Here is a 14,855-nt window from a genome sequence, read left to right on the forward strand (position 1 = left end):
GCCGCCGCAGCCCGCGCGACACCGCCCCGAGCCTCCGTAGGACCCATGCCATCCACTGTACCCGTGCGCCTCCCCGACCAGAGCGCTCCTGACGAACCCCGCGCCATGCCCTGGCTCGCCCTCGCGCTCCTCGCCACGATGGGGTTCGTCCTCGTGGCCGCCGAGACGATGCCCGCCGGCCTCCTGCCGGTCATCGCCGAGGGCATGGGGATCAGTGAGGGGACCGTCGGACAGTTCATCAGCGTCTGGGCGCTCGGCACGGTGATCGTGACGATCCCCGCGATCAGCCTGACCCGCGGTTTCCGCCGCAAGCCGCTGATCCTCGTGACGATCGCGTGCCTCATCGCCGCGAACACCGTCACGGCCCTCTCCAGCGACGTCGTCGTGTCGCTCGTGTCCCGGTTCTTCGCCGGTGCGTTCACCGGGGTCATCTGGGGGATGCTCGCCGCCTACGGTCGTCGGATCAGCCCGCGCGACCGCTCCGGGCTGGCGCTGTCGATCGTCTCGGTCGGCGCTCCGGTCGGCTTCGCCCTCGGCACGCCACTGGGTGCCTGGCTCGGGACGACGTTCGACTGGCGCTGGTCCTTCGGCGGGCTGAGCCTGATCGCGCTGGTCACGTTCGTGCTGATCGCCCTGTTCGTGCCGGACGCGCCCGGTCAGCCGAGGACCGCGGTGGGGAGCCTGCCGTTGGCGCGCGTCTTCGCGATGCCCGGCGTCGCGATCGTGTGTCTGGTGATCTTCGTCTGGATGCTCGCGCACAACACGATCTACACCTACATCGCACCGTTCCTGCGCGACGGTGGCTCGGGCCTCAGTCCGGACCTCGTGCTCCTGGTCTACGGCGTCTCCTCCATCATCGGCGTCGCGATCACCGCGGCCTGCATCGACCGCTGGCCGAGAGCGCTGCTGCACCTGAGCATCGCGGTGTTCGTCGTCGCGGGGCTGATCCTGCTCGTGGGTCGCGGAGCGCCAGCTCTCGTCCTGGTGGCGAGCGTGCTGTGGGGCATCACCTTCGGTGGGGCCTCCGCCCAGCTCCAGTCAGCGCTCAGTCGCTCCGGTCGCGAGAACTCGGACGTCGCGAACTCGTTCCTCCCCGTGGCGTTCAACCTCGCGATCTTCGCCGCTGGCGTGATCGGAGCGGTGCTGCTCGAGCGCTTCGACGCCCTGGTGCTCGCGGTGCTGATGGCGGGACTGGGCGTGATCGCCCTGCTCATCACCCTCCGTGGCCGCCGGTCGGCGTTCGCGGCCGACCGGAACTGAGCAGATTCGCGACTGGAGGCTCGGTGCCAGCTGGCACCGAGCCTCCAACCGGTGCTCGTCATCGCCTCGGGTGTCCGACGGAGCCGCCAGCGGTCCTGGCCGGACCACGTGACGGACTGGAGGCCGTGCTCACCTGGTGAGCACGGCCTCCAGTCCGTCGATGGCACGGCCGTCACCGTCACGCCCGTCGGCGGTGCCACCACGACCGCCGGACTCGGCGGATGACGGTGTCGTCGTCAGTGGCAGGAGGAACCGGTGTCGGCGATGTCGTTGACGGCGTGCTGCATCCCGCACACGAGGTGCTCGTACACGGCGGCGACCGGCGTGAGGACGGTGCGGGCGATCTGTGACGGCAGCCCGGACGTGATCGCCAGGCCGAGCAGGACGACGATCGCAGGTGCGACGAGCCAGGAGCGGTACGCATCCCTCGAGGCGGCCGGAGCGACTGCACCTGCCGACGGTTCGGGATCTCGTTCCATGGGTCCACACGACCATCCGCGTGGGGGTCACCGCACCAGTGCGGTTACGCACACCGGAGGGTGGACTCAGGCGGGGACGACCTCCGCCTCGACGGTCCGGATGTGCGCGAGGACGGCGGCGGCTGCGGAGACGGGCCGGCGGGCGGCGATGTAGCCGTCCGGGCGGATGAGCACGACAGCGTCGTGGGCCGGCGCGTACCGGGTTGCAGCCTGGCCTCGGGAGTCCTCGATCGCTCCGGCGCCGATCCGATGGACGTGGACGTCTGCAGGCGAGGCTTCGAGCGGTCGCATGTCCTCGGGGTGGTCCGAGAACACGAAGATCGTCCAGTGGGGGCCTCGGAGGAGGTCGAAGGTCGATCCGGCGAAGCCGAGGCCCCGGAGACCCGTCGCGTACGGTGCGCGGACGGCGGGCTGGTCGTCGAGGGACAGGGTGTTCGGGGCGTAGCGCAGGGACAGTCCGGTCGTGTCGTCACCGCCCATGCTGTCGAGTCCGCGGTCGACTCCTTCCGCGCCACCGGTCGCGCCGGCGCGGAACGTGTGCATCTTGTCCGTGCTCATCTCGAGGACGGAGGCGGCGATCGGTCGGCGCTCCAGCTCGTACGTGTCGAGGAGGACGGGGTCCGCGCCCTGGACGACTGCGGCGAGCTTCCACCCGAGGTTCCAGCTGTCCTGGATCCCGGTGTTCATGCCCTGCCCTCCCGCTGGCGAGTGCGCGTGGGCTGCATCGCCGGCCAGGAACACACGCCCGACGCGGTACTGGGCTGCGAGACGGACGTTGGCGCGGTAGAGCGAGAGCCAGGTCGCTTCCTTCAGGGTCACCCGGTCCTTCCCGAGGTGGTCGTCGAGCAGCTGCTGGTACAGCTCGAGCGACGGCGGTTCCGCGCCGTCGCCGGCCTCGGTCGTCGACTGCCACTGCCAGAGGTCCGTCGTGGGGAGCGGAGTGAGGCCGATCATGCCGTCGCTGGTCGGCAGGATGTACTGCCGCCCGTGGTCGAGTCCTTCGAGACGGACGTCGCCGAGGTACCAGCGGTCGTGCATCGTGAACCCGTCGAACGCCACGCCGAGCGCGTGACGGACCGTGCTCCTGCCTCCGTCGGCGCCGACGACCCATCGGGCGCGGATCGTCTCCGGGCCGTTCGGTCCGTCGACCAGCACGTCGACGAAGTCGGCCTGCTGGTCGATGTCGGTGGCGGCGGTGCCGAACTCGACGTGGACACCATCGAGTGCCAGACGGTCCCGGAGCGGGCCCTCGACGTCGAACTCGCTGATCCAGAGCGTCTCCGGGTACGCGGTCGTGGTCGGGTCGGACACCGGAACGGTGATGGGTTCTCGGTCGATCACCGTGCCGTCGTCGGTGATCATGCGGACCGGCAGCTTCGTGACGCCACGCGTCAGGACCTCGTCCGCGACGCCGAGGTCGTCGAACACCTCGAGACTCCGTGGTTGCAGGCCCTTCCCGCGCGAGGCGACGCTCGGGACGTCGAACCGCTCGATGACGCGGACACGGGTTCCGCGTCGGGCGAGGTCGCAGGCGAGCGTGAGCCCCGTGGGGCCGGCACCGATGACCACGACGTCCGTCATGGTGGTCGGGCTCGGGCTCGGGGTGATGGGGGTGGTACGAGGCATGACGCTGCCTTCCGATTCGGAGCACGGGGTTGGGCCGGAGTTTTCACACTACACCGTGTAGTTGCAAAACTCGATGGCTACAGTCGGGGTATGTCCGTTCCCACCCGTGCTCTCCGCCCGAGCTCCGAGCGGAAGCGGGCGGCGATGCTCGACGCTGCCCGGGACCGCTTCCTGGTGGACGGCTACGACCGCACGTCCGTCGATGCCGTCGCCGCGCAGGCGGGCGTCTCCAAGCGGACGGTCTACGACCACTTCGCGGACAAGGACGGCCTGTTCGCCAGCGTCGTGGAGCAGGCGGCCGTGGCGTTGATGTCGTCCGTCGAGGAAGCTGTTGAGCAGGAGCTCCGGGTGGATCGCGATCTCACCACCGCGCTCCTGGCGTTCACACGACGGATCGCCACCCAGGCGCTGCAGTCGTCTGACTACGCAGTGGTGAAGCTGCTCCTCGAGTCGGGTCGGTCGGTCCCCGCGTCCGGGACGGATCTGGCACATGGCCCCGAGCAGGTCATCGCGGCCCGGTTCGGCGATCTGGCCGAAGCCGGCGTGATCCGCGCGGCGAACCCGCGTCGGGCCTCCGAGCACTTCACCGCGCTGACGTTCCTCCTGGCACTGAACGCACCGGAACTCGACGCCGCCGCCGTCGACGCGGTCTTCGTCGACGGCGTGGACGCCTTCGTCCACGCGTACGGCGCCGAGCGCGCGGCTTCGTGAGCTGAGCGCTGCGGTCCGCTCAGCGTCGGGCTATCGTCCCGACGGGACAGCGGCGCCGACGAGCTCCGCCCGGACGATGTCCGCTCCGGCCGACAGCGCGCCGAGCTTGTCGAGCGCGGCACCCCGCGCGAGCGGAGCCATGCCGCAGTTGGAACTCGGGATGAGCTTGTCGGCGTCGACGAACTCCAGGGCGCGACGGAGCACCTCCGCGACCTCTTCCGGGGTCTCGACGGTCTCGGTCGCGACGTCGATGGCGCCGAGCATGACCTTCTTCCCGCGGATGAGCTCGACGAGCTCGAGCGGGACGTGGGAGTGGATGCACTCGAGCGAGACGATGTCGATGGACGACTGCTGCAGGAGCGGGAAGGACTGCTCGTACTGGCGCCACTCGGCCCCGAGCGTCTCCTTCCACTTGTTGTTTGCCTCGATGCCGTAGCCGTAACAGATGTGCACGGCGGTCTCGGCGCGGAGGCCCTCGGCAGCGCGCTCGAGTGCGGCGACGCCCCAGTCCTGCACCTCGTCGTGGAAGACGGTGAAGGCGGGCTCGTCGAACTGGATGACGTCGACGCCGGCGGCTTCGAGCTCCCGCGCCTCCTGGTTGAGGATCGTGGCGAACTCCCACGCCAGCTTCTCGCGGCTCTTGTAGTGCTGGTCGGAGAGGGTGTCGATCATGGTCATCGGGCCGGGGAGCGCCCACTTGATCGGGCGGTCGGTCTGGGCGCGGAGGAACGCGGCGTCGTCCACGAACACGGGCGCCCGGCGGCTGACGGCGCCGACGACGGTCGGAACGGCAGCGTCGTACCGGTCACGGATCCGGACGGTCTCCTTGCGGTCGAGGTCGACGCCGTCGAGGTGCTCGATGAACGTCGTGACGAAGTGCTGGCGGGTCTGCTCGCCGTCGCTGACGATGTCGAGGCCGGCGCGCTCCTGCTCGTGGACCGCGGCGCGGAGTGCGTCCTGCTTGCCCTCGGTCAGTGCTGCGCCGTCCAACCGCCAGGGGGACCAGAGCTTCTCGGGCTCGGCGAGCCAGGACGGTTTCGGCAGGCTGCCGACGATCGAGGTGGGCAGGAGGGTGCTCATGTGCAGGTGGTTCCTGTCGTTGGGGGAGGTCAGTGGGTGAGAGCGGCCTGAGCTGTGGGCGACAAGGCCCACTGCTCGAGGAGTGCTCGGTGCGGCCTGACGAGGTGCTCCTCGGTGTACCGGCCCTGGGTGATCGCGAGGCGGCTGCGTTCCTCGCGGTCGTAGGAGACGGGCGGCACCGAGTAGTCCGTGTGCGCCAGGCTCGGGCGGTAGGTGCTCGGCGCGGCCGTGTCGGCGTTGTAGATCTCCGGTCGGTAGATCTTCTGGAACGTCTCCATGGTGCTGATCGTGCCGATGAGCTGCAGGTCCGAGTAGTCGTTCGCCACGTCGCCGCGGGAGTAGAACGCGAGCGGGGCCTTCCCGCCGGCGGGCATGAAGTAGCGCACCTGCATCCCCATCCGACCGAAGTAGTCGTCGGTGAGGGAGGAGTGCTCGTGCTCGTACTCGGCGCCGAGGGCCGGGTGCACGTACTCGGTCTGCCGGTAGGTCTGGCTCGTCGAGACGCTGATGCACACGACGGGCTCGGCGCTGAAGTCCGAGTGGAACGCCGAGGACTCCAGGAAGCGCTGGAAGAGCTGCCCGTGGAGCTCGCCGAAGTCGGACGGGACCGAGGACACCGACGGCAGCAGGACGGCGAAGTCGTAGTCGCGCAGGTACGACGAGAAGTTGTTGCCCAGGATCCCCTGGTGGCGCTCGCCGGTGTGCTGGTCGAGGACCGCGACGTCGAGCATCTCGAGCAGGGGGAACTCGCCGGAAGCACCGCCGTCGACGAAGTGCGCCGTGACCGAGACGATGTCGAGCTCGACGCGGTACCGATCCCCGGCCGAGCCGGCTGAGCTGGCCGAGCCGGCCAGGCCGGCCGCGCCCGCCGCCGCCAGCTCGTTGCAGCGCCGATCGATCATGCCGATGGCGTTGCGGAGGTTCTGCTGGCGGTGCTCGCCGCGCGCCAGGTTGGCGAAGTTCGTGGTCAACCGGGAGCTGTCCGCGGGGGAGTAGTCCTCGTCGAACCGCGTCCGCGTGGTGCTGAAGGTCAGGTCATTCGCCATCCCCCGAGCATGACGGCAGACGTGGGTCATCAGGTAATACCGAGACGCTATGCGGCGGTATAGCCTGCGCCTATGGCCCGGGTCTCGAACGACATCTCCCTGCAGCAGCTCCGGTACTTCATCGAGGTCGCCACCGAGGGCTCGATCAGCGCAGCAGCCGACCTCCTCTACGTCGCGCAGCCGACTCTGTCCGCGGCGATGAAGGACCTCGAGACGCGGATCGGACGCCCCCTGTTCACCCGCTCGGCCCGCGGCGTCGTGCTCACCGTCGACGGCGTCGAGTTCCTCGGGTACGCCCGCCAGGTCGTCGAGCAGGTCTCCCTGCTCGAGCAGCGCTGGGTCGGTGGCCAGGCGTCGCGTCGGCTGCTCGGGGTGTCGGCGCAGCACTACTCGTTCGCGGTGGAGGCCTTCGTCCGCATGGTCGAGGCGGCGGCTGCGGACGAGTACGAGTTCTCGCTCCGTGAGACACGCACGTGGGACATCATCGAGGACGTCCGCACGCTCCGGAGCGAGGTGGGCATCCTCTACCGCAACGACTTCAACCGGCAGGTCCTCGGCAAGCTGCTGCGGGACGCCGGGGTCGTCTTCACCCCGCTGTTCGTCGCCCAGCCGCACATCTTCGTGGCTCGCAGGAACCCGCTCGCGTCACGGAAGCGGGCGACCCTCGCCGACCTGGCAGACCTGCCTCGGCTGACGTTCGACCAGGGCGCGAACAACTCCTTCTACCTGGCCGAGGAGATCCTGTCGACGATGTCGAGCAAGCGGGAGATCCGGGTGTCGGACCGGGCGACGATCTTCAACCTGATGATCGGCCTGGGCGGGTACACGATCTCGACCGGTCTCATCAGCGACGACCTCGACCCCGAGATCGTCGCCATCCCGCTCGACGTCGACGAACGCATCGAGATCGGGTGGATCGCCCACGCCTCGGTCCCCCTCACCGTGCAGGCGCAGGCGTACCTGGACGAGCTGCGGGCGGTGGTCACCAGCTACGGCGTCGAGCCGCTCGGGTGAGCGGGTGGACACCGGACTGGAGGCTCGTGGCGGGCCCGCCACGAGCCTCCAGTCCGTCCGCATCCGGGGTGCGCTGGACGGCGGCTGCGCCGCCGCTGCCAGGTTCGGCCAGTTACCCTGGCCCGGCCAGGACCTCGGTCGTGCGCGACATCCCGAACCGCATGCGGAGGCACCGTGCTCGACCTGACCCGACGACCGTCCCGAACGGCACCGCGCTTGATTGCCGGGCTGCTCGTCGCCCTGGTCGCGACGGTCGCGACCGGGTGTGCCTCGACGAAGCCCGCCGAGCGCGAGCCCCTCGCCGCCTGGAACGCCGCCGTCGCCGACCGTTCCGATGCTCCCGCGAAGTGGGTCGCGCTCGGGGACTCGATCACCGAGGGCCAGGGCGCTTCTGCCCGTTCCACGCGCTGGATGGACCTGACGCTCGACCAGCTCCGGACGCGCCACCCGACCTCGGGAGCCCGCGGCGGTGCCGGGTACCTGCCCGCGCAGTTCGCCGTCTACGCGCCGGACTCGACCTGGGGCGACTGGGCGACGTCGAAGACGGGGTCGAGCCAGTACGACGTGACCGTCCCCGACCTGGGCTACCGGGCGGTCGCCATGCAGGCGGGTGCGTCGCGGACCTACCCGTTCACCGGGACCGGGATCGACATCTGGTGGGCGCGGTACCAGGGGTCGGGCGACTTCACCTACAGCATCGACGGCGGCGCACCGAAGACGGTGTCGACGACGGGGAAGGCCAGCACGGGGACCGTCACGAAGGTGGACGACCTGCCGCGTGGGGAGCACGCCGTCACCGTCACCGCGGTGGACCCGTTCTCGCTGCAGGGCTTCACGGTCTACGACGGCGATCGGGACAAGGGCATCCAGCTGTACGACTCGGCGCACTCCGGGGCGACGATCGCGACCTTCACCGAGGACCAGGCCGGCTTCCTGCGGGCCATGCGCCGCGCCGGGCCGAGCCTGGTCACCATCACGCTGGGCGGCAACGACTCGCAGCACGTCACGCCCGCGGAACTCGGCAGGCAGTACCAGGCGTTCCTCGAGGCGCTCGCCGCACTGCCCACCAAGCCCTCGCTGCTCGTGATCGGCGAGTTCACGCCGGCGCCCGCGATGACGAACAACATGTCGAGCCCCTGGTCGAGCTACCTCTCCGCGACGAAGAAGGCCGCTGCCGCTGCCGGGGCCGCGTACGTCAGCATGGACGACACCTTCCCGAAGGCCACGTACTCCGGCACCGGGATCTACTCGACGGACGGTCTGCACCCGAACGACACGGGCCAGCGGCGGATCGCGAAGCTCGTGCTGTCCACGCTCGCCGCGCACGAGGACTGACCGGCCGCCCCTCGCTGCGAGCGGTGGTCCCCAGCTAGGGCGTCGATGCGCCCGGGTGGACCGGCTGCGTGCGCCGGCGGCGGTCGACGGCGATGATGCCGGCGCTGACGAGGCCGGCGAGCACGGCTCCGACCGTGTTCATGAACCAGTCGTTCGTGTCACACGCCCTGCCGAGGTCCGGCAGCAGCGCCTGGACGAGCTCGATGGCGGCGGACAGCCCCGACGCCGCAGCCACGACGGCGACCGGACGGCTCGTGCGCAGCGCGGCGAAGAGCGTCAGCGGGAACAGGAGCGCGACGTTGGCGAGCGTGTCGATGCCCTGGAACGGGATCGAGAACTGCACCGTGCAGAAGGTCCCGTTGCCGCCGTCGCCCGCCGGGGTCATGGTCAGCGCGAACACCCCCACCGCGCTGATGACGGCGAGCGTCATGAGCATCCGCCGAGCCCGCTGGCGGTACGCGAACCACCCCAGGGCCGTGAGTGCGACCAGGACGACCCAGAAGAGCACCTTCACGGCCGACGCGTGGTTGACGAGGAAGGTCGTGATCACGGAGGAGATCCTCCCATCGTTGATGCAGGCCGGCGGCACCGATGCGCTCGTCGCTATGGTGTCTGCGTGCGAGACCTCGTGTGGGACGGGTACCTGAACGCCCGTGACCTGGGCGGACTCCCGACGCCCCTGTCCGCGACCGGGGCGACGCGCTTCGGCAGGGTAGCGCGAGGGCCGCGCCGCGAGCTGCTGACCGAGGCCGGATGGCGGGACGCCCGCGGCTGGGGCCTCGCGGCCGTCGTCGACCTCCGCTGTGCGGACGAGATCGGCGTCCGCGACGGGGACCCGGTCGTCTCGCTGGAGACGCGCGAGGCGGTGCCGGTGGTGAGCGCGCCCACGGAGGACCAGGACGATCCCGAGTTCCGTGAGACGTGCTTCCCGATCCTGGACTCGCCGGAGTACTGGCGCCACAACTGGCGCATCCTGCCGCACCTCGTGCTCGCGACGTTGACCGCGATCGCGGACGCTCCGCACGGACTCCTGGTGCACTGCAGTGCTGGCCGAGACCGCACTGGCATGGTCAGCGCGCTCCTGCTCAGCAACGCGGGGGTTTCCCCCGCAGTGGTCGCTGCCGACTACGCGGAGTCGGTCCGGGCTATGGCGGGGGCGAAGACGCACGCGCCCAACGACCGGCAGGCCACCTGGGGGACGGACGAGGTCGACGAGTGGATCGCCGCGACTGCTCTGATCGTCGAGGACGTAGCTGCCGACGTCGACGCCGCCTTCGCGACCATCGGGGCTGACGCCGACCTGCGGTCCCGGCTGCGCGCACGTCTGACGGAGCGCTGATGCGATTGCCCCCGCGTCGGTGTTCCCGCAGTCTTGTCCCGGTCATCGATCGCCGGTGATCGCAAGGGGGAGCCATGTCTGCAGCGCCGATCCACGAGCTCATGCCACGCGTCGCCGCCCTCAACGCCCCGGGGGCCCCGTCCGTCTACGTGATCGAGGGGGCGACGATCACGGGCCGGTGGAACTACGACGACCCGGCTGTCGGACCGATGCTCGGTGACGGCGGAGCATCGTCGAACTTCCGGTACGTCGTCACGCTCGACCCGTCGACGGGCACGTTCCGCTGCTCGGAACGTGACGTCGGGTACAACAACGGGGCGTTGCGCGCCTACCGCGGGTACAGCCGCAACTCCAACCTCAACCTCGTGTCCCTCATCGTCACGCTGGTGCAACGAGCCGAACGCAAGCGACGGACCGGGAGCGCGACGCCGCCGCACCGGTTCCGGCCGGAGGAGCTCAAGGTCCCGCTCCGGACGGTGCTCGAGCAGAGCGGGTGGCGGCGGCGGGGCCTGATCCGCTGACGCGCTCTGACCGGTTGACGGGCTGACGCGCGCTCGCTCCGGGCGGATCTCAGCGGCGCGCGGCGATTCGCTGGAGGCGCGGGGTCGCGATTCCGAGATCGCGTGCGGTGCGCAGGGTGTCGGCGATGACCGCGCGGGGTTCCGCGGCGTTCGGGTCACCATGCCCTGCGAGGCTCGCTCGGGCGATCGGGACGAGGCGGGTGGCCAGTGCGAGCATGGTCCCCGTCATCCGGGAGAACCGCGCGGGGACCGTCGCCGTTCGGTGGAGGCTGAGGTCGACGCCCCGTGCTTCGAGGACCGGGAGGAGCTCCCGACTCGTCTGGAACGCGTCGCTGAGCGCCCGCCGGTCCCCGATCATGGCCGCGAGCCCACCGTGCTGCAGGGCAGCGGAGAACATGCCGGCGTCCAGGACGACGTGCAGCCAGAGCCATCCGCGCATGTCCCGCTGGTCTCTGACGGCGAAACCCGCCTGTCGGAAGGCGAGCCGGGCCTCCTGTCCGCGTCGGTCGTGACCGGTTGCCGGCGCTGCCAGGGTGACCGATCGGAGGACTCCGCCATGCAGGACGCCGTCGTCACTGAAGCCGCCGCCCGCGCCGGGGAAGCCGAACACCACCTGGTCAGCGGGGATCGGGGCGACGGCATCGAGCGGTTCCTCCCAGACGTTGCCGAGGACCACGACCGTCGCGTCGCCGATGCGGGGCGCCAGGAAGGCGGCGGCTTCGCGGAGTCGGTGGTGGCCGACGCTGAGGACGACGAGGTCGTAGCCATCGTCCGGGTGGACCGACTCACGGAGCCTCGTCCGGTAGAAGGATGTGCTCCGGCGGCCGAGGAGTCCGTGGCGTCCATCGACGACGTCCATCTCGACGGTGTCGCCGTACTCGGCAGCGCGGCCTGGGCGCACGTGGTGGTCCACCTCATGGCCTGCCTGCTGGAAGGCCTGGCCGTAGATGGTCGCGATGACACCGCGGCCGAACATGAGGATCCGCATCGCACACCTGTCCGCTAAGTTGGAGGCCGTCTCCACTTGCGACGATACGGAGACGGTCTCCACTTGTCAATGACTGCTGCCCGATCGAGGAGAACCAGTGCGCGCTGATGCCCGCCGGAACCGGGACGCGATCATCGCGGCGGCTCGGACGGTGTTCGAACAGGACGAACAACTCCGGTTCGACGACTTCGCCATGCGTGCCGGTGTCGGGGTCGGGACGCTGTACCGCCACTTCCCGACCCGGGAGGCGCTGGCGGCCGCGGTCTACCAGGGCGAGGTCGAGGCGCTCTGCGGAGAGGCCCGTGACTCTGAGCGGCCTGCGGCCGAGCGTCTCGAGGTGTTCCTGCACACGTTCGTGGAGTACGTGGTCGAGCACGCTGCGCTGGCTCGGACCCTTGCGTCCGTCGTCGACCCGGCGACGCAGGCCGAGGGCGGCAGCGAGCTCGAGCGGACGCTCGGCGACCTGATGACGGCTGCCGTCGCCGAGGGGGCGATCCGCGCGGAAGCGACTCCGGGCGCTGTGCTCGTCGCGCTGCACGGCATCGGGTCCGCGACCGACCGGCCGGAGTGGGCGGCGGAGGCGCGGGGGTTGGTGGAGCTGGTGCTGCGGGGGCTCCGGGCGCGCTGATCGCGTGCGGTCGGCTCGGAGCTGGGCGTCCGCGCTACGCGGTCGGACCGGCGGGGCGGTTGAGGCGGTCGGCGGCGCGTCCGACCAGCCAGTTGACGGCCCAGCCGAGCACGCCGATGACGGGGAGCGCGACGATGGCCACGGTCCAGAGCACCTTGACGAGGTCGCTCCGGCGGCGGTCACGCCAGACCTGTACCAGTGCGAGGGCGTCCAGCACGAGGATGATCAGGATCACCAGTACATGTGCGCCGGCGAGGTTCTCAAGCACGTCGTTCTCCTGTCTTCGCGCCGAGGCGCATCGCGTCCACGATAGGGCGGCGCGTGTCGGGCGGCGTCCGCTCTGCGGATGACTTGGCGAGCGTCTTCGACGATCGAGGATGACGGACTGGAGAACCGTGCCTGGATCGGACTTCAGCCGCGAGAGACCGCGGCGACGGCTTCGCTGATGGTCGAGCCCGGATGCTCCTGGCGGTAGCGCCGCACTGCTGCGGGATCGACGGGCGACGTCGGCTCCGTGACCGGGGTGTTGCCGATGACGGGCCTTGAGAGAGCGCTGACGAGCAGCGTCGCGAGCAGCAGGACCACCGCGATCGTCGGCGCAGACCATGCGTACGCGATCAGTGCTGCCGTGACTCCTCCGAGTGTCACGACTGCGGGCGTCCAGCGGCCCACGAGGTGTGCCGCTCTCCGGCCGGGGGAGTGCATCGTCGTCTCCTTCCGTCCCGGCACCGCTCGCCGGGATGTGTCCCAGCCTGCCGGGCACCCGTGGAACACGCAACGGCGGTGAGTCGGTCGCGCAGGTGAGCGGCAAGCGCCGAGCCGCGGCAACAGTGGAGCTGCCGGGGCCGACTGGTCAGTGCTGCTTCCGCCGGTTGCGGTTGGTGCCGAGCAGGATCGCTCCGACCATGAGGAGCAGGACAGCTGCCGTGATGCCGATCGACAGGCCCTCGGCGCCAGTCCGCCTCGCGTCGCGTCGCGGCTATGGTGGCGCCGTGGCGCAGGCGGAGGACTTCGAGCGCGAGCGGGGCCGGCTGACGGGCATCGCCGCTCGGATCCTCGACGACCGACACGAGGCCGAGGACGTCGTCCAGCTCGCCTGGATCAGGTGGCACGAGGCCGTCACCGTGATCGAGAACCCCGCTGCATGGCTCACCACGGTGACGACGCGGCTGTGCCTCGACCGCCTCCGCGCGCGCATCCCAACGCCAGCGGACGTGGACGGGACGCTCACCGAACAGGCACCGTCGTCGGCGCTCGGTCAGGACCCCGAGGGCTCAGCGCTGCAGCGGGAGGCGATCGGGCAGGCACTCCACGTGGTCGTGGACCGTCTGACGCCGAACGAACGCGTCGCCCTGGTGCTGCACGAGTCCTTCGGGTTCGACTTCGACACGATCGGGGACGTCCTCGGGCGGACGTCGAGCGCCGCGCGCAAGCTCGCGTCCCGCGCTCGGGCGAAGACCGCCGGCGCGGAGACCGGTGGCCGGCTGTCCGATCGGCAGGTGGTCGACGCCTTCATGGCGGCAGCGCGGGGGAGCGACCTCACACGCCTGTTGACGCTCCTCGCTCCCGGTGCGACCGTGCGTGCTGATGCCGCCGCGATCGCCGCAGGGACACCCGAGCGGATCGAGGGTCGGGAGCAGGTCGCTGGCTTCTTCGACGGCAGTGCGCGCGCGGCCCTGCCGGTGCTCGTGGACGGGCGACCGGGGGCGGCGTGGTTCCAGCGCGGACGGGCGATGGTCGCGTTCGACTTCACCGTCGACCGTGGGGTGGTCGAGGCGATCGTCTTCCGGGCGCAGCCGGAGGTCCTGGCCACCGTGGTGCGTCGACCCGACGAGTCCGACACGCCCGGTTCGACGTCGGATGAGGCCTGACGGTCACGTTCAAGCACCCTCGTCCGTCGAACAGGTGAGAGCTGTCGCGGACGTGACAGCGGGAACGAGGAGACCATGAAGACCATGACGTGCCGCGATCTCGGCGGCCCCTGCACGCTCGAGCACCAGGGCACGACCGCCGACCAGGTCATCAAGGCGCAGGACCGGCACCTCAGGGACGCGGTCAAGGCCGGTGACGCCTCGCACGCCGCGGCGCGCGACGAGATGAAGGGGCGGTGGCGGCACCCGAAGCAGTCGATGGACTGGTACAACGGCGTCAAACGGGCCTACGCGGATCTCCCCGCCGCGTGACGAGCGGCCTCGCTCCGGTCAGTCCTCGATGGGGTTCTGCGTCAGCGTGAACGTCAGCCCGCTCAGGTCGATCGTCTGCGCCTTGCCAGTGGTCACGTCCGACGACAGCCCGATCGTGTAGGTCACGTCGAGCACCGAGGTCCCCGCCGTGGGCTCGACGGTCCAGGTGGTCCGGCCAGCAGGGGCCAGCGACGAGCTCGTCGACGAGACGCCGAGCGACTGGGTCGAGGCGGCGATGAGGTCGGCGTCGCCGGTGATGCTCTGCGGCGTCCAGGACAGGTCGGCGGAGAGGTCGTCCCCGGTCGCGGTGACGTTCAGCGTCTGGTGGAACTGGTACGTGTTGCCCGGCACCATGCGCACGTTCGCGATGTCCACGACGTCGGAGCGGCCGCTCGTGATGTCCGTCCAGACGCCGTCGGAGTTCGCGGACAGGGCGAGCGTGCCCGAGCTGACGGTTGAGGGCTGGGTCTCGGCGTCGGCGTTCCAGAGGGCGAAGGTGCTCGCTCCACCGAGGAGCAGGGCGATGCCGGCGGCCCCGGCGACGGTGCCGTTGACGATCTTGAGCATGGGGTTCCGTTCGGGTCGGGTTCGCGGAATGCCCTGAACGTACCGGTCCCCCGAAGTGCGGACACGGGCCTCGTCCAC

General features: G+C 70.3%; 18 protein-coding genes. 9 read left to right on the plus strand and 9 right to left on the minus strand.

The window, feature by feature from the left end; genetic code table 11:
* Positions 1-63 precede the first annotated feature (63 nt).
* On the plus strand, positions 64-1,260 hold the full coding sequence (locus ITJ54_RS11000; RefSeq protein WP_323741689.1) for an MFS transporter: 1,197 nt from the start codon (positions 64-66) through the stop codon (positions 1,258-1,260).
* 236 nt (positions 1,261-1,496) lie between these two features.
* Here ITJ54_RS11000 and ITJ54_RS11005 read toward each other — a convergent pair whose 3' ends face one another.
* Positions 1,497-1,739, minus strand: a complete 243-nt coding sequence (locus ITJ54_RS11005; RefSeq protein ID WP_194628244.1) for a hypothetical protein — start codon at positions 1,737-1,739, stop codon at positions 1,497-1,499.
* Between the two features lie 66 nt (positions 1,740-1,805).
* A complete protein-coding gene (locus ITJ54_RS11010) occupies positions 1,806-3,365 on the minus strand; it encodes an FAD-dependent oxidoreductase (RefSeq protein ID WP_228509300.1) in 1,560 nt (519 codons plus the stop codon).
* 90 nt (positions 3,366-3,455) lie between these two features.
* Between ITJ54_RS11010 and ITJ54_RS11015 the strand changes: the two genes are divergently transcribed.
* Positions 3,456-4,076: a TetR/AcrR family transcriptional regulator gene (locus ITJ54_RS11015; RefSeq protein ID WP_194628246.1), complete on the plus strand. Its 621-nt coding sequence runs from the start codon at positions 3,456-3,458 to the stop codon at positions 4,074-4,076.
* 30 nt (positions 4,077-4,106) lie between these two features.
* Here ITJ54_RS11015 and ITJ54_RS11020 read toward each other — a convergent pair whose 3' ends face one another.
* Both ITJ54_RS11020 and ITJ54_RS11025 read right to left on the minus strand, forming a co-directional pair.
* Complete coding sequence (locus ITJ54_RS11020) at positions 4,107-5,156, minus strand: methionine synthase (protein WP_194628248.1); 1,050 nt, start codon at positions 5,154-5,156, stop codon at positions 4,107-4,109.
* A gap of 29 nt (positions 5,157-5,185) precedes the next feature.
* Positions 5,186-6,202: a putative oxygenase MesX gene (locus tag ITJ54_RS11025; protein ID WP_194628250.1), complete on the minus strand. Its 1,017-nt coding sequence runs from the start codon at positions 6,200-6,202 to the stop codon at positions 5,186-5,188.
* 72 nt (positions 6,203-6,274) lie between these two features.
* Between ITJ54_RS11025 and ITJ54_RS11030 the strand changes: the two genes are divergently transcribed.
* Together ITJ54_RS11030 and ITJ54_RS11035 are read left to right on the plus strand one after the other, a co-directional pair.
* The gene (locus ITJ54_RS11030; RefSeq protein WP_194628252.1) at positions 6,275-7,216 is read left to right on the plus strand and encodes a LysR family transcriptional regulator; all 942 of its coding nucleotides are present in this window, start codon (positions 6,275-6,277) and stop codon (positions 7,214-7,216) included.
* Positions 7,217-7,390: 174 nt separating this feature from the next.
* The gene (locus tag ITJ54_RS11035; RefSeq protein ID WP_194628254.1) at positions 7,391-8,551 is read left to right on the plus strand and encodes an SGNH/GDSL hydrolase family protein; all 1,161 of its coding nucleotides are present in this window, start codon (positions 7,391-7,393) and stop codon (positions 8,549-8,551) included.
* Between the two features lie 34 nt (positions 8,552-8,585).
* Here the strand turns inward: ITJ54_RS11035 and ITJ54_RS11040 are convergent, their stop codons facing one another.
* Positions 8,586-9,101, minus strand: coding sequence for a VanZ family protein (locus ITJ54_RS11040; RefSeq protein ID WP_194628256.1), 516 nt, complete (start codon positions 9,099-9,101; stop codon positions 8,586-8,588).
* Between the two features lie 66 nt (positions 9,102-9,167).
* Between ITJ54_RS11040 and ITJ54_RS11045 the strand changes: the two genes are divergently transcribed.
* The gene (locus ITJ54_RS11045; protein WP_194628258.1) at positions 9,168-9,890 is read left to right on the plus strand and encodes a tyrosine-protein phosphatase; all 723 of its coding nucleotides are present in this window, start codon (positions 9,168-9,170) and stop codon (positions 9,888-9,890) included.
* A gap of 74 nt (positions 9,891-9,964) precedes the next feature.
* Entirely contained in the window at positions 9,965-10,411 is a 447-nt protein-coding gene (locus ITJ54_RS11050; RefSeq protein ID WP_194628260.1) for a hypothetical protein, read from the plus strand.
* Between the two features lie 49 nt (positions 10,412-10,460).
* Here the strand turns inward: ITJ54_RS11050 and ITJ54_RS11055 are convergent, their stop codons facing one another.
* Positions 10,461-11,399 (minus strand): ketopantoate reductase family protein, encoded by a 939-nt coding sequence (locus ITJ54_RS11055; RefSeq protein ID WP_194628262.1) that lies wholly within the window; start codon positions 11,397-11,399, stop codon positions 10,461-10,463.
* 97 nt (positions 11,400-11,496) lie between these two features.
* On the opposite strand from ITJ54_RS11055, the gene ITJ54_RS11060 reads away from it, so the two are divergent.
* Positions 11,497-12,027 carry a helix-turn-helix domain-containing protein gene (locus ITJ54_RS11060; RefSeq protein ID WP_323741690.1) on the plus strand — a complete coding sequence of 177 codons (531 nt, stop codon included), beginning with the start codon at positions 11,497-11,499 and terminating at the stop codon, positions 12,025-12,027.
* A 34-nt stretch (positions 12,028-12,061) separates the two neighbouring features.
* Here ITJ54_RS11060 and ITJ54_RS18325 read toward each other — a convergent pair whose 3' ends face one another.
* Both ITJ54_RS18325 and ITJ54_RS11070 read right to left on the minus strand, forming a co-directional pair.
* Positions 12,062-12,295, minus strand: a complete 234-nt coding sequence (locus tag ITJ54_RS18325; RefSeq protein WP_194628264.1) for a PLDc N-terminal domain-containing protein — start codon at positions 12,293-12,295, stop codon at positions 12,062-12,064.
* 143 nt (positions 12,296-12,438) lie between these two features.
* On the minus strand, positions 12,439-12,612 hold the full coding sequence (locus tag ITJ54_RS11070) for a hypothetical protein (RefSeq protein WP_194628266.1): 174 nt from the start codon (positions 12,610-12,612) through the stop codon (positions 12,439-12,441).
* Between the two features lie 407 nt (positions 12,613-13,019).
* Here ITJ54_RS11070 and ITJ54_RS11075 point away from each other — a divergent pair, with 407 nt between their 5' ends.
* Both ITJ54_RS11075 and ITJ54_RS11080 read left to right on the plus strand, forming a co-directional pair.
* Positions 13,020-13,898, plus strand: a complete 879-nt coding sequence (locus ITJ54_RS11075; protein WP_323741691.1) for a sigma-70 family RNA polymerase sigma factor — start codon at positions 13,020-13,022, stop codon at positions 13,896-13,898.
* 75 nt (positions 13,899-13,973) lie between these two features.
* A complete protein-coding gene (locus ITJ54_RS11080; protein ID WP_194628268.1) occupies positions 13,974-14,210 on the plus strand; it encodes a DUF1059 domain-containing protein in 237 nt (78 codons plus the stop codon).
* A gap of 18 nt (positions 14,211-14,228) precedes the next feature.
* Here the strand turns inward: ITJ54_RS11080 and ITJ54_RS11085 are convergent, their stop codons facing one another.
* Entirely contained in the window at positions 14,229-14,777 is a 549-nt protein-coding gene (locus ITJ54_RS11085; RefSeq protein ID WP_194628270.1) for an alternate-type signal peptide domain-containing protein, read from the minus strand.
* Between the last annotated feature and the right edge of the window lie 78 nt (positions 14,778-14,855).

It is taken from the genome of Curtobacterium sp. VKM Ac-2865, from assembly GCF_015350905.1.
Classification (GTDB): domain Bacteria; phylum Actinomycetota; class Actinomycetes; order Actinomycetales; family Microbacteriaceae; genus Curtobacterium.

Excerpts from the sequence above, each read along its gene's own strand:
- ITJ54_RS11005 (WP_194628244.1), bottom strand. The coding sequence starts at position 1,739 with ATGGAACGAGATCCCGAACCGTCGGCAGGTGCAGTCGCTCCGGCCGCC.
- ITJ54_RS11010 (WP_228509300.1), bottom strand. The coding sequence starts at position 3,365 with ATGCCTCGTACCACCCCCATCACCCCGAGCCCGAGCCCGACCACCATG.
- ITJ54_RS11015 (WP_194628246.1), top strand. The coding sequence starts at position 3,456 with ATGTCCGTTCCCACCCGTGCTCTCCGCCCGAGCTCCGAGCGGAAGCGG.
- ITJ54_RS11020 (WP_194628248.1), bottom strand. The coding sequence starts at position 5,156 with ATGAGCACCCTCCTGCCCACCTCGATCGTCGGCAGCCTGCCGAAACCG.
- ITJ54_RS11025 (WP_194628250.1), bottom strand. The coding sequence starts at position 6,202 with ATGGCGAATGACCTGACCTTCAGCACCACGCGGACGCGGTTCGACGAG.
- ITJ54_RS11030 (WP_194628252.1), top strand. The coding sequence starts at position 6,275 with ATGGCCCGGGTCTCGAACGACATCTCCCTGCAGCAGCTCCGGTACTTC.
- ITJ54_RS11050 (WP_194628260.1), top strand. The coding sequence starts at position 9,965 with ATGTCTGCAGCGCCGATCCACGAGCTCATGCCACGCGTCGCCGCCCTC.
- ITJ54_RS11055 (WP_194628262.1), bottom strand. The coding sequence starts at position 11,399 with ATGCGGATCCTCATGTTCGGCCGCGGTGTCATCGCGACCATCTACGGC.
- ITJ54_RS11080 (WP_194628268.1), top strand. The coding sequence starts at position 13,974 with ATGAAGACCATGACGTGCCGCGATCTCGGCGGCCCCTGCACGCTCGAG.
- ITJ54_RS11085 (WP_194628270.1), bottom strand. The coding sequence starts at position 14,777 with ATGCTCAAGATCGTCAACGGCACCGTCGCCGGGGCCGCCGGCATCGCC.